This is a genomic window from Planktothrix tepida PCC 9214 (assembly GCF_900009145.1).
GTDB lineage: Bacteria > Cyanobacteriota > Cyanobacteriia > Cyanobacteriales > Microcoleaceae > Planktothrix > Planktothrix tepida.
This window is the reverse complement of sequence record NZ_LN889779.1, coordinates 1-12,808: the sequence shown is the minus strand read 5'-3', so window position 1 is coordinate 12,808 and position 12,808 is coordinate 1. Positions and strand designations below refer to the sequence as shown.

The 12,808-nt window shown below is 37.3% G+C and carries 12 protein-coding genes; 6 read left to right on the top strand and 6 right to left on the bottom strand.

Going from position 1 to position 12,808, the window contains the following annotated elements:
- Positions 1-494: 4Fe-4S domain-containing protein (locus PL9214_RS03185; RefSeq protein WP_186440289.1), on the bottom strand; the 494-nt coding region annotated here is incomplete at its 3' end.
- Between the two features lie 63 nt (positions 495-557).
- The gene (locus PL9214_RS03180) at positions 558-779 is read right to left on the bottom strand and encodes a ribbon-helix-helix domain-containing protein (RefSeq protein ID WP_072717404.1); all 222 of its coding nucleotides are present in this window, start codon (positions 777-779) and stop codon (positions 558-560) included.
- A 401-nt stretch (positions 780-1,180) separates the two neighbouring features.
- Here PL9214_RS03180 and rpaB point away from each other — a divergent pair, with 401 nt between their 5' ends.
- Entirely contained in the window at positions 1,181-1,942 is a 762-nt protein-coding gene (gene rpaB, locus PL9214_RS03175; RefSeq protein ID WP_072717407.1) for a response regulator transcription factor RpaB, read from the top strand.
- A 253-nt stretch (positions 1,943-2,195) separates the two neighbouring features.
- On the opposite strand, the gene trmB is transcribed toward rpaB, so the two are convergent.
- On the bottom strand, positions 2,196-2,825 hold the full coding sequence (trmB, locus tag PL9214_RS03170) for a tRNA (guanosine(46)-N7)-methyltransferase TrmB (protein ID WP_072717403.1): 630 nt from the start codon (positions 2,823-2,825) through the stop codon (positions 2,196-2,198).
- Between the two features lie 30 nt (positions 2,826-2,855).
- A complete protein-coding gene (gene csaB / locus PL9214_RS03165; protein ID WP_072717402.1) occupies positions 2,856-3,896 on the bottom strand; it encodes a polysaccharide pyruvyl transferase CsaB in 1,041 nt (346 codons plus the stop codon).
- A 133-nt stretch (positions 3,897-4,029) separates the two neighbouring features.
- On the opposite strand from csaB, the gene PL9214_RS03160 reads away from it, so the two are divergent.
- From PL9214_RS03160 to PL9214_RS03140, 5 genes are all read left to right on the top strand, one after another.
- A complete protein-coding gene (locus tag PL9214_RS03160) occupies positions 4,030-4,335 on the top strand; it encodes a DUF2499 domain-containing protein (RefSeq protein ID WP_072717401.1) in 306 nt (101 codons plus the stop codon).
- A gap of 42 nt (positions 4,336-4,377) precedes the next feature.
- The gene (locus PL9214_RS03155; protein ID WP_072717400.1) at positions 4,378-4,674 is read left to right on the top strand and encodes a DUF3593 domain-containing protein; all 297 of its coding nucleotides are present in this window, start codon (positions 4,378-4,380) and stop codon (positions 4,672-4,674) included.
- Between the two features lie 5 nt (positions 4,675-4,679).
- Entirely contained in the window at positions 4,680-5,900 is a 1,221-nt protein-coding gene (locus tag PL9214_RS03150) for a phosphate/phosphite/phosphonate ABC transporter substrate-binding protein (RefSeq protein ID WP_072717399.1), read from the top strand.
- 73 nt (positions 5,901-5,973) lie between these two features.
- Positions 5,974-6,576 carry a hypothetical protein gene (locus PL9214_RS03145; RefSeq protein WP_245824161.1) on the top strand — a complete coding sequence of 201 codons (603 nt, stop codon included), beginning with the start codon at positions 5,974-5,976 and terminating at the stop codon, positions 6,574-6,576.
- A gap of 179 nt (positions 6,577-6,755) precedes the next feature.
- Positions 6,756-8,894, top strand: a complete 2,139-nt coding sequence (locus PL9214_RS03140; RefSeq protein WP_072717405.1) for a serine/threonine-protein kinase — start codon at positions 6,756-6,758, stop codon at positions 8,892-8,894.
- Here the strand turns inward: PL9214_RS03140 and PL9214_RS03135 are convergent.
- Both PL9214_RS03135 and PL9214_RS03130 read right to left on the bottom strand, forming a co-directional pair.
- Positions 8,891-11,581, bottom strand: coding sequence for a PAS domain S-box protein (locus tag PL9214_RS03135; protein ID WP_245824160.1), 2,691 nt, complete (start codon positions 11,579-11,581; stop codon positions 8,891-8,893). The genes PL9214_RS03140 and PL9214_RS03135 overlap by 4 nt on opposite strands.
- A gap of 2 nt (positions 11,582-11,583) precedes the next feature.
- Positions 11,584-12,756, bottom strand: a complete 1,173-nt coding sequence (locus PL9214_RS03130) for a response regulator (protein ID WP_245824159.1) — start codon at positions 12,754-12,756, stop codon at positions 11,584-11,586.
- Positions 12,757-12,808: the final 52 nt, after the last annotated feature.

Genomic DNA, 12,808 nt, shown 5'->3' with positions numbered 1-12,808 from the left:
CGATCGCATCCAAAATGATCATGAAATTTCTGATGATCAGCTACATCATCTTGATGGGTTAAATACATCCAACGTATTCCCCCTAATTCTTCTAATCGTTTGACTAAAGCCGGGGTAAATCGAGGAGAATCAACTAAAATATTACCCTGGGGATATTGAATAAAATAACTGGTTGCTGCAAAAGAGGCTTTAGCATGATATCCACAATGATAAACATTGTCTTCTATTAGAAGCGGAAACATTTGTTGAATCTTTACGATTTCTGAAGGCTTTTCAACACTGCCAATAGAAGCGGTTGGACAAGATAATAACGCTTGTAAAGCGTGTTCTTGTTCTATTTGAGTGGCTGGTTGGTGATAAACGGCTGATTGTTCATTTTCACGTTTAAACACTTCGGGAGCCATCCAGCGACAAGTATCACAATCAATACAAGTCTCATCAACGTAAAAATTCCCCGAAACATTTTGAGATCGGCGTAACTTAAATTTAGCCATAAATTGTCAGGTTTAAAAGTGTTATTTAAAATTTAATTCCCGTTTCCCGTTTTCCCTAACTTCTTAGTTCTCAATTCGATGAGTCAGTTGTTCTAACTTCAGTTCTAATGTAGACAGTCGTGTCTCCAGATTTTCAAGCTTTTGGTGCTGCGTGGCTATTCCCAGGTAAGCACTTAAAGCCTGAATAACAATATCCGACTTAGATTGTCCGGTTGTTTCTACTCTTGCCATAAGTGCTTCATGCAGTTCAGAAGGAATCCTGACTCCTAGAAATGGATTCGGCATTGTTTTTACTAAACTACCTTTGGACAATCAATTTTATTAACGAATTTGATTCTATAAGCCTCTTGTTAAAGCTTATCATTTCCCCTATATTAATTGTTAAAGTATCCCTCAGCACCTTTTTTTGTTTAAAAAATATTAAGTTGTGTAACTGAATGTGACTTTAATCCCAGAAATTGTTAAGTTTGATAACAAATTGAAAACGTATGTTATCATAATAGACAGCAATCTTAAGCATTCGACTGAATTACCCACCCCAAAAGCGAGTGAGTTTCTGTTCCATCATATCGCTGTGTCAGTTATCGGGATTTGTGGGTTGAAGCAGTCCTGGGAACCTGCACATGGATATGATTTGCTTTGGTATTGCTAAATCGATAGCTGATCCATCCATCAAAAAAGCAGATATGAGTGTACAACCCCAACTTGATGAAAAACGCAATGGTGAAAAAATCCTGGTTGCTGATGATGAATCCGCGATTCGGCGCATCTTAAAAACTCGTCTTTCGATGGTTGGCTACAATGTGGTAGTCGCCGCCGATGGTTTAGAAGCGCTGGAAATGTTTGAACGGGAAAGTCCTGACCTGTTAGTTTTGGATGTAATGATGCCTAAACTCAATGGTTATGGGGTGTGTCAAGAACTTCGCACTAAATCTGATGTTCCGATTATTATGTTAACCGCTTTAGGGGACGTGGCTGATCGGATTACGGGTTTAGAATTAGGGGCTGATGATTATTTAACAAAACCCTTTTCTCCTAAAGAATTAGAAGCTCGAATTCATGCAATTTTACGACGCTTTAAAGATACCCATTTATCTCATAGCCTGAGTCCAGAAGTCATTCAAATCGAAGCGGTGCGAATTGATACGGTCAAACGGCGAGTTTATAAAGGCGAGAAAGTGGTTCCATTAACCTATATTGAATTCAATTTGTTGGAATTGTTGGTTAAGCGATCTGGACAAGCTGTTTCTCGCTCAGAAATTCTCAAAGAATTATGGGGATATACGCCTCGACGCATTGCGGATATGCGGGTTGTAGATGTTCATGTTGCTCGTTTACGGGCAAAAATTGAAGAAGATCAACGCAATCCTGAATATATTTTAACCGTGCGTGGTGTGGGTTATTCCGCCCAACGTTTACCCGGTGTTGAAGAAGCAATTGGTGCTTAATTTTTTTCAAATAAAAACTTTTCAAAATTTAAAAACAATTTCTGTTTCTTTTGTAAATTTTAAATTTTGGCCTTTCCCTAAATCATAGGAATCCTCACTTTTATAGAATTTCAGGGTTACGGTCAAACATTAGAGGAGAAGCGTTCAGGCTAAAAGCAAATTGTCTGAATGTTTCTCCTCTCAGTTTTGAGAAGGATTTATTTCCTATTCGTAATTCGTAATTCGTAATTCGTAATTCGTAATTCCCAATTCCCTACTTTATAAATAATGCTCGATAAACAAGTTCACCTTTTTCTAAAGTAGACCGTTCTCGTTCTGTGGGAACTGGAAGCGGATTTTCAGCTAACCAATCATTTTGGGTACGATGAAATGCTGAATTTCCCGAAAAGCGATTGCACATTTCTATCGCTACTTCCTTAACATCTGACTGAACAAAAACTTCTCCTCCTTCTGCTAAATAACGAGCTAAATTGTCTACTAATTCCGGTTGAACCACTCGCCGTTTTTGATGATATTTTTTAAACCAAGGATCAGGGAATTGAATACTCACCCGTTTTAAAATGCCTTGAGGTAAGGATTCTAAAATAGGTTGAATTGAAGTATTAGCATTACAAAATAAATAATGTAAATTCGTTAATTCTTGTTGATCTCGCCAATGATTGGCTTCCTTAACTAAGGGTTCTCGAATTTCTAATCCTAAAAAGTTCCACTGGGGTTCTAATTGAGCTAATTCCCATAAAAATAAACCTCTCCCGCAACCAATATCTAAATGAAGTGGTTGCTGCAAATTGGTATAAATCTTTGACCATTCGGGAGGAATAACAGGGGTTTGATATTTTTGACTGAGAGGATTAACGTGCTGACGAACTCGGACGCGAACCATAAATTAATGACAAAAAATAAACAGTAGGGTTTAATTGAACTGGGAGTACAATAATTCTTGATGGACGGTTGCTCGATCTACGAAAAATTCAATTTTTCCCTTCGATAAAGGTTCATCATTGGCATAACAATCAATCCAAGTTTTACTGATGAGATTCGGATCGTCGGGAAGTTGATCAATTTCCCATCCGGGTAATTCTAATTCTTCCATTAATCGACTCACTTTGGGGTCATAACTCAAGGCAAAACATTTACATTCTTGGGTTGCTGCCATAATTAAACTATGAAATCGCATCCCAATGACAAACTCAACCCCGCGAAAAACTCCTTTTAATTGTCGTGGATCTTCTAAGATTAAAACCTGACTATTGTGGGGAAGGGCTTGATGCAAAACTTGGGCGATCGCTAAATCTTGAATCGGTTGAAATGGAATTAATAAAATAAACGTTTGAGTTGCTTTTTGAAACGATACTAACGCCCGAATTATTAATGATAACCGTTCTGGCGTGAGTTGGGGATGGGGTCGCAACGTCAACGCCACTCTGGGGGCGGGTAAATCCCACAACCGGGCTACAGGTTGAGCATCCAAAGCCCAAACGGGGTCAGGGGCTAAGGTAAAGGGAATATTCCAGTTTGATAATAACGTTGCAGAACCCGTATCCCGCACGCTAACGACATTACAGCCGGAAAAGGTTTTTTTTGCCAACCACTGGGAAACAGAACGGTTCAAGGGGCCAATACCCTGAGCCCAGGCGATCGTTTTGAGTCCCATCTGTTGCGCCAATCCCATCAATCCCCCATAATAAAAAGGACTCATGGTGCTGGTGACATCTTGCATGAGGCTACCTCCGCCCCAAATCAACCCATCTGCACGACGTAGAGCCTTCAGGACTTGAAAGGCATTCATGCGATCGCACACTTCTACCTGATAATAAGCTTGGGTTTGGGCGGGATTTCCAGACAGGACAATAGGTTCAACCGTAGATGGTAACATTTGTAACAACGACGCTAACAAGGCTTCATCCCCGCCATTGCCTTTTCCATAATATCCACAACAAATCACCCGTTGCATGGTTTCCCCTTTCGCTGGCCGATTCCCGACTCTAACCCGACATCTAACTTTATATCAGATTGCACGCCAATTAAATTAACATAAATATCGGAATAAAATCTGACTGAACTTTTCTGTTATCTCTTGTGAAATTATGCACGCTTTATCGATTCCGACTTGGATCATTCATATTTCGAGTGTAATTGAATGGATCGCCGCGATTTGGTTTATCTGGATTTATGGAGAAATCACTCAAAATCGAGCTTGGTGGGTTCTTTCCTTCGCCATGTTACCGTCTTTAGTCAGTGCCATGTGTGCCTGTACCTGGCATTATTTTGATAATCCTGCTTCTTTAGAATGGTTAGTCACCCTACAAGCGACCATGACCGTTGTGGGAAATACCACCCTCTGTGCGGCGGCGTGGTGGATTTGGCGCGATGCCAATTCTGTTAAAAACTAAAGCGGATTACCCTATTTACATTTTTCTAACCTGGGATTAATGATGTTATCAAAAGACACCTTATTTGCTGTTTCTTTATTTCCCTATCTAGGGTTTTTGTGGTTTTTAACTCGTTCGGGTCAAATGCCTCGTTTAGCATTAATTGGATTTTATGGAACTTTAGTGTTTGTTGCGGTTACAATTCCGGCGGGAATTTATGCCAAGGTAGTTTATGGGGAAGCCTTAGCTAATATTGATTGGTTACATGGCGGTGCGGAAGTTTTTTTAACCTTGGCGAATATTTTAGTGGTTTTGGGATTCCGTCAAGCGGTGATTGAAAAACAATCCTCCCAGCAATAACCAATATGGGTTCTCACAACAATAAAACTCACCCAACCGTTATTTTAATCCTCAGTGCCATCTTAAGTTTATCTTTATTTGGCATCATGGTTTATCTGTTTTTTAATCCGAAAACGGGTTTAATCCCCTTAGTTTTTTCGGGAAACAAAAACTTGATGAATCGTTTAGAGGCAAATTTCCTGACGATTGGAGTTTTAGGAAAACCAGGAAATTATACTCCATTAGTTGAATATTTAAAACAACAGTTGGGTGATCAGGTTAAGATTACAATTGATGGCAACTTACAAGAATCTTACCAAGAGGCGAAAAACAAACTAGCACGTCAAAAATGGGATATTGCCTTTACCCTTTCTCCCATGATTTCTGTTGCAGCTAAAGATAACGGATATCGTTGGGTAGGGCGAATGTTTCCCCAATCTCCTCCCTATTATCAATCAGCATTATTTGTAAGAAAGAATAGTCCAATTCAGTCTATTTCTGATTTTCAAAATACCACCGTTATTGCTTTAGGAGATTTTAATTCCGCCTCTAGTTTTTATATGCCGACTTATGATTTATTTGGCAAATCTCTCCAGGTCACAATGGGATATCGAGGAGAAATGATTCAAGAATTAGTCAAAAGTGGAAAAGCGGATGTAGGTGCTGCTGCTTATGAAGCGGTTAAAAATGATCCGAGTTTTAGGATTATTCAGAGGAGTAGAAATATTCCAGGATCAGGCGTATATCTGTCTCCTAAATTGTCAGATAATGATCAAAAAGCTATTACCCAAGCTTTAGTTAATGCACCTGCAAAGATTCAGAAAATAGCTAATTATGGTATAGATCAAGAACCTGATTTTTCCTACTTTATCCAAATTAGTCAGAAAGCAGAAGAAGTCTTACAATGTGCAGATTTTACTCAAAACCCTGTTAACTTTTTCTGTTCTCAAACAACAACTAAAATTCAAAGTCCTTTAACAACACCCTTTCCTGAAATTATAGGAACTGTCAATGGTTTAAGCCGAGTAGAAAATCAAATGACTCGATTAACATTACAAGGAAAAGATAAAAAGATTTATTATGTTTTCCTTAGCCCTGGGATTTTGAATCAAATTCCTAATGCGGGAAGTGGGTTAAATCTACAAAATAAAACCTTGAGTATTACAGGAGTTATTCCCAAAAAGCAACCCAACAAAATTGATAAAATTGTCATTACTGATTCTAAGCAAATGAAGGTTTTAAACTAAAGCTTAAGTTTGTATAATTTTAATAAAATTAAGTCCACAAACTAACTAAAGGAGGCTAACTATTATTTTAAAATTGTTTTTAACAGGTTTATTACCTATTCTTCTCTCTTCTGAAAATTATGCTCCCCCTATCCTTTGTTTTCCTTCGGAAGAAAGTCAACTCATTGCAGCTACTATTATTCCCGATTTTTCTATTCCGGTTGTTCCAAAAATTACCTCTCCCCACGATTCTAAAATCGATCTTGACCAATGTAATCAAGTTCCTACAGGTGAAGGAATTCCAGGGTTTCGACCCGGCGTTGATAAAAGTCAAGTTTTTCAGATGTTTGGAACTCCGACTGGAACAGAAATTGGCTATTGGCCCAATACCCAAGCTATTTTTTATCATTTAATTCCTAACCGAGTTAGTGTGGGTTTTTTATTTGATCAAAAATCGGGAAAATTGCGACAAACGGAAGCTGCTTTTTCTCAACAAGTTGATTTACAAACCATTTTAATTACCCTCAATAGTATGTCGGGTTGTCGCTTAAATTCTTCCATAGAAGCAGGATTAAAAAGTGTTCATAATCGCCAAAGGCAGTCTTATTTATTTGTTATTGATTCCCTCGAAGGGATTATTGAACGAGATCAATTTGATCGAATTTATATTGGGATTTGGGAATCGGATTTACATTAGTTTGCTTTCAAGGATTACAACCACTTAAACTCAAGCTTAAAAAGCTAAATCATCCTTAAGATTAAGCTAAATTTTTCATTCATCGACTACTCTAATATAGTGAGTTCAAACGATCAGCTTTCGGAACTTGAGGCATCAACCCCAAATCCTAAACCTAATATTCTGGTATGCCAAATCCGATGAGTTATTGTCTAAATCCCTATTGTCGAAAACCCCAAAATCCATCAGGAATTAACCTCTGTCAAGCCTGTGGGACGACGTTACTCTTAAAAGAACGTTATCGTGCTGTACAGGAACTAGGGGAAGGAGGGATGAGTCGTACATTTTTAGCCGTTGATTTAGATCGGTTTAATACCCCCTGCATTATTAAACAATTTTCACCTCAATCTCATAAAATTTCCTGGGTTCAAAAAGCAATTGAACTGTTTAATCAAGAAGCATTACGCCTCCAAGAATTAGGAATTCATCCTCAAATTCCGAGCTTATATGCTTATTTTGAACAAGAAGATCACCTCTATTTAATTGAAGAATGGATTGAAGGCAAAAATTTATTGCACGAATTAAACGAAACTGGCTTTTTTAGTGAAGATAAAATTATTCAACTTTTACAAGATATTTTACCGATTTTAAAATTTATTCATCAACATCATATTATTCATCGAGATATTAAACCCGATAATATTATTCGTCGTCAAAGTGATCAAAAATTAGTTTTAGTAGACTTTGGAATTGCTAAATATAGCCTGAATTTATTACAACCTCACACAGGAACTTTAACTGGAACTGTGGGTTACGCACCCTTGGAACAAATGCGCGGTGGAAAGGCTTATCCAGCTAGTGATTTATATAGTTTGGGGATGACTTGTATTCATTTACTCACCCAAATTCCTCCGAATCAATTATTTGATCCGTTCAGTGGAGAATTAATTTGGCGATCGCATTTAGCAAGCCTTAATCAAACCTTAAATCCTAAACTCAATCAAATCTTAGATAAATTACTCAAAGATTTAGTCAAAGAACGCTATCAAACCGTTGAAGAAGTATTACAGGATTTAGAACCGAACACCCTAAAACCCATTACAACGATTCCACCTCCCTCCTCTTTAAATATTATCGTAGCGACTGAATTACAAGCTATTTCTTCTCATTCTTTTTCTGAAAATCAACTCTTTTTTAAGCCGGATTCGCTACCCTTTTCCGCAACTCATTCTCTATTAAAACAATACAATTCGGCTTTTTATTCTGCTGTTAAGTCTAGCTTAATTGCAACGTTAAACCCTCCCTTATCTCAATTACAATCCCTTCCAAAACCTCAAATTGAATTTCCTTTTATATCCATTTCCTCTCGCCTTAACCTAGAATGTACTAATATTTTATCCGGTCATCAAGCTCCTGTTCAAGCCTTAGCTATTGGCCCCAATGGATATCTTTTAATTAGTGGAAGTCAGGATAAAACCTTAAGGATTTGGAATTTAAAAACAGGGCAATTCTTACATCGATTAATCGGTCATGAAGCCGCTATTTCTTCCTTAGCTATTAGTCCCAACGGCCGTAAATTAGTGAGTGGAAGTTTAGATCGAACCTTGATTTCTTGGAATTTAGATAAAAGAGCGATCGCCGACCGATTTTTTAGCCATTCCGGTTCTCCCTATAGCCATCGTTGCGGTGCGGTTTATACCGTTGCCTATAGTCCTGATGGTTCTATTATTGCCAGTGGCAGTGAAGACCATAGTATTAAACTTTGGAATCAAAGAAACGGGGAATTACTTTACCGCTATTGTGAACATTTAGAAGCCGTTTTAGCGATTCAATTTATTAATATTTCTATTATCAATCAATCTTCATCGAATGTCAATTATCACTCGTTAAGAAATTATTTATTTGCCAGTTCTAGTGTTGATGGAACGATTAAAATTTGGCAAGTTTGCCAATTAAAAAGCTTAAAAACCTTAACCGGACATTTAGATCAAGTTTCCAGCCTTTTCTTAAGTCCAACTCAACCCTTATTAATCAGTGGAAGTGCCGACCATACCATCAAATTCTGGGATTTAAACACCGGAGAATTAATTAAAACCTTAACCGAACATTCAAAAATTGTTTCATCCTTGGCGATGAGTCCTGATGGCAAATGGTTAGCCAGTAGCAGCGACGATGGCAGAATTTATTTATGGGATATGAGTCAACCACACCAGCTAGGAATCTTATCTCATTGTTTCGCAGGATATCCCCCGATTATTTTTAGTCCTGATAATCAACAATTTATTTGTTGTGGGGATGAGAATCAAATTTTGGTTTGGAAATTTAAAATTGAACCTTAATTTTTTTCAGCGATCGCTTCTGTTAAATTGATAATAATATCATATCGAAAATCATTGACTAACTGTGTTAATAATTGACCAATCGGTTGCTGAGAAACGGGGATTTTTTTAATGGCTTCAGTCACTAACTTAGAATTAAGTTTCAGGGAACCTCGATATAACTCTTGAACAATAGGTTCTGGTAACAACGCTACCACTTCTGCTGTTAATTCTGCAATATGGTTTAATTTTACGGGAAAAGCTGACATTGCTGAGGGTTCTAAATCTATTTCATCTTTTTCATAAATAAAATTCACCCCTAAGTGTTGAGCAATTTTTTCAAACAAGACTTCAACACGAAAAGGTTTCCGAATAAAATCATCACATCCTGCTGATAAAACCACTAATTGATCTTGTTGCAAAGCACTTGCTGTTAACGCAATAATTACCGTTGCTTGACCCTGTAAATGCTGTTTAATCCATTGCGTTGCTTCATACCCATTCATCACAGGCATTCGCATATCCATAAATATTAAATGGGGTTGCCAACTTTCCCAAAGGGTAATTGCTTCTTGACCATTTTCGGCTTCTTTTAATTGAAATCCTAAAGGGTTTAAAACCTTAATCACTAACTGTCGATTTGTCCAATTATCATCAACCACTAAAATCCGATAATCGGGTTGATTTGGTGCTAAACCCATCACTCGCTGGGTTAATTCTTGACAGCGAATTTCCGAAAAATTGGCTAAATTTGCTTGAATATAAAATTGAAATATTGTCCCTTTTCCGACTTCACTGGTAACAGTTATGTCTCCTCCCATTAACTGCACAAACTGTTGGCTAATGGGTAAACCCAGTCCAGTTCCCTGTTGAGATTTTCGACCTGTTTCAGTTTGCACAAAAGGTTGAAATAATAAAGCTAACTCTTCTACTGAAATTCCAGCACCAGTATCTTCAACTTCAAAATTGATTAAAATTTGGTTGGAAGATAATTTACTGTTTAGAGGGTTTACCCTTAAAGTAATCGACCCTTTTTCGGTAAATTTGATCGAATTTCCCAACAGATTAATTAAGACTTGTCTGAGTTTACTTTCATCCGTTTCAATATATTGGGGAAGACTCGGATTGGCACTCACATTAAAATCCAAGCCTTTCGATTCAGCTTTAAAGGCTAACATATCATTAATAGAATCCAAAAGGCAAGTTAAATCAAACTTGGTTGGATTTAATACAATGCGCCCCGCTTCAATTTTAGACATTTCTAAAACATCATTAATTAAATTTAAAAGATGTTCACCACTGCGACTAATAATGTCTAAATGCTCTTTGTGATTCGCCAACAAAACTTTAGGATTGCGCTCTAAATCTCGTTCTATGAGTTGCGTAAATCCCAGAATAGCATTCATTGGGGTTCGTAATTCATGACTCATCCGTGCTAAAAATTCACTCTTCGCATGGTTCGCTAATTCTGCTACCTCTTTAGCTTGTTGTAAGGCAATTTCTGCTTGTTTGCGATCGCAAATATCCCGAACAATTGCACAGCCATATTCTTTTTTATTATATTCTAAATAACTTAATGTAATTTCCACACTAATATCTTGACCCGATTTGCTTCTATGCACGGATTCAAAGGTAAAAGAACCTTGCTGTTTTAAATCCTCCCAAGGAATTGGCCATGCGTTATCCGGTGCTTGCTCATCAATATCTTTAACCTTCATTTGGAGTAATTCTTCCCTGGAATATCCCAAGGTTTTACAAGCCGCTTCATTCACATCAAAAAATTGAGCGTTACAATCGGTAAACAAGAAATAATCCCTAGATTTCTCAATTGAAAACTGCGTTAATCTTAGCTTTTCATCAATTTCTTTTCGTTCCGTAATATCTTCAATCACTCCTAAAATTCCGATCACATTTCCCTGAGAATCCTGCATCGGAATCCGACTAATATCTAACCATAATGTCCGACCATCAGCAGCCGGTTTTTGTTTCGGTGCAATTAAGTGCATTTCCGCTTGTTTGGATGCCATGACTCGCCGATCTTGTGCGCGAAAAAACTCTCCAATCTTGGGGTCAGGAAATAAATCATAATCCGTTTTTCCGATGACATATTCTTGACTTTCTAACTGCGCTGCTTCCGCCCAATTTTTATTACAGCCTCTAAAGACTAAATTTGTATCTTTCCAAAACACCTGCTGGGGAATATTATTTAAAATTAACCGTAAATATTCTTCCCGTTGTTTAATATCTTCTTCGGCTAGTTTTCGTTCTGTAATATCCTGAATTTGCCCCATCACAGACCGAGGTTTTCCCTGAGCATCTAAGCGTAAATAACCATTAACAATGGCATAAACCCAATTTCCATCTTTGTGACGATAGCGTTTTTCTAATTGAAATTGAGAAATTTCTTGATTAATTAATTGACAAAACAATTGCCAACTCATCTGTCGATCATCAGGGTGAGTAATTTCATTTAATTGAAATTCCATTAACTCCGCTTGAGAATAACCTACAAACTTACAAAAGGAAGCATTAACCTCCAAAAAACGCCCCTCTAAGGAAATTTCTACCATTCCAATCGGAGATAAATGGAATAAATCTTTCCAATGAGATTGACTTTCTTGAAGTGCGATTTCAAGAGGCTGACGAGGTTGAATTTCTTGTCCTTCTGAGTAGAGACGTGCCATAGCACGTCTGTACAGATTTTTCATAATTACCCCTGATCTACTTTTGGTATTGTAAAATAAAACGTAGTGCCAATTCCCCAGTGTGATTCTATCCAAATTTTTCCCCGATGGCGGTCAATAATTTTTTTACAAATTGCTAACCCTACCCCAGTCCCCGGATATTCTTGATTCGTATGAAGACGCTGAAAGACTTGAAAAACACGATCAAAATTTTCAGGTTTAATCCCGATGCCATTATCTTCAACCTTAAAGAGCCATTCTTCGGGCTTTTCTTCCACTGAAATTACAATTTTAGGCTGAACATTAGGGCGTTGATATTTAATCCCATTGCCAATTAAATTTTGAAATAATTGGCCGAGTTGAATCCGATCAGCTATTACCACAGGTAGCGTCTCAGAAGTAATGATAGCACGACTATCCTCAATCGCACTATGCAAATGAGCTAAAGATTGTCTTAAAATATCCTGACAATCGATAGCTTTAAAGTCCCGTTTTTTCGTGCCGACTCGACTATATTCTAGCAAATCCTTGATCAGTTCTTGCATTCTAATCCCCTCATCTAAAATCGGGGCAACATACTCATCCGCTTCTTGTTCTAAATTAATTTCAGATTTTAAGGCTAATAATAGTTCTGCAAACCCAGTTATTGTTTGTAGAGGTTGTTGTAAATCGTGAGAAACAACATAGGCAAATTCTTCTAATTCCCGATTAGAACGCTGTAATTCTTGATTTAATTGTTCTAATTTTAAATTTTTATCTTGTAATTGCTTTTGTAAACGGCGAATCATTAATTGATTTTCAACTCGGGCAAAAACTTCTTCAACCTGAAAGGGTTTTGTAATATAGTCAACACCCCCAACATTAAAAGCTTTAACCTTATCAAAAACATCGTCTAAAGCACTTAAAAAAATCACCGGAATCCCACCCGTTTCTTCCTGACTTTTTAACTTCTGACAAACTTCATACCCATCCATTTCGGGCATTTTAATATCTAATAAAATTAAATCAGGTGGCTCATGCTTTACTGCCATTAATGCTAACTTTCCATTAATGGCACATTGAACTTCATAGCCCTGTTCACCTAATGTTTTTGACAATAACCTCAAGTTATCAGGCGTATCATCAACAATTAAAATATGACCTTGATGATCTGACATACTATTTTTACGATTAATCTCGATCGCATCCAAAATGATCATGAAATTTCTGATGATCAGCTACATCATCTTGATGGGTTAAATACATCCAACG

Excerpts from the sequence above, each read along its gene's own strand:
- PL9214_RS03130 (WP_245824159.1), bottom strand. The coding sequence starts at position 12,756 with ATGATCATTTTGGATGCGATCGAGATTAATCGTAAAAATAGTATGTCA.
- csaB (WP_072717402.1), bottom strand. The coding sequence starts at position 3,896 with ATGCAACGGGTGATTTGTTGTGGATATTATGGAAAAGGCAATGGCGGG.
- PL9214_RS03140 (WP_072717405.1), top strand. The coding sequence starts at position 6,756 with ATGAGTTATTGTCTAAATCCCTATTGTCGAAAACCCCAAAATCCATCA.
- PL9214_RS03160 (WP_072717401.1), top strand. The coding sequence starts at position 4,030 with ATGCACGCTTTATCGATTCCGACTTGGATCATTCATATTTCGAGTGTA.
- PL9214_RS03180 (WP_072717404.1), bottom strand. The coding sequence starts at position 779 with ATGCCGAATCCATTTCTAGGAGTCAGGATTCCTTCTGAACTGCATGAA.
- PL9214_RS03155 (WP_072717400.1), top strand. The coding sequence starts at position 4,378 with ATGTTATCAAAAGACACCTTATTTGCTGTTTCTTTATTTCCCTATCTA.
- trmB (WP_072717403.1), bottom strand. The coding sequence starts at position 2,825 with ATGGTTCGCGTCCGAGTTCGTCAGCACGTTAATCCTCTCAGTCAAAAA.
- PL9214_RS03135 (WP_245824160.1), bottom strand. The coding sequence starts at position 11,581 with ATGAAAAATCTGTACAGACGTGCTATGGCACGTCTCTACTCAGAAGGA.
- rpaB (WP_072717407.1), top strand. The coding sequence starts at position 1,181 with ATGAGTGTACAACCCCAACTTGATGAAAAACGCAATGGTGAAAAAATC.
- PL9214_RS03150 (WP_072717399.1), top strand. The coding sequence starts at position 4,680 with ATGGGTTCTCACAACAATAAAACTCACCCAACCGTTATTTTAATCCTC.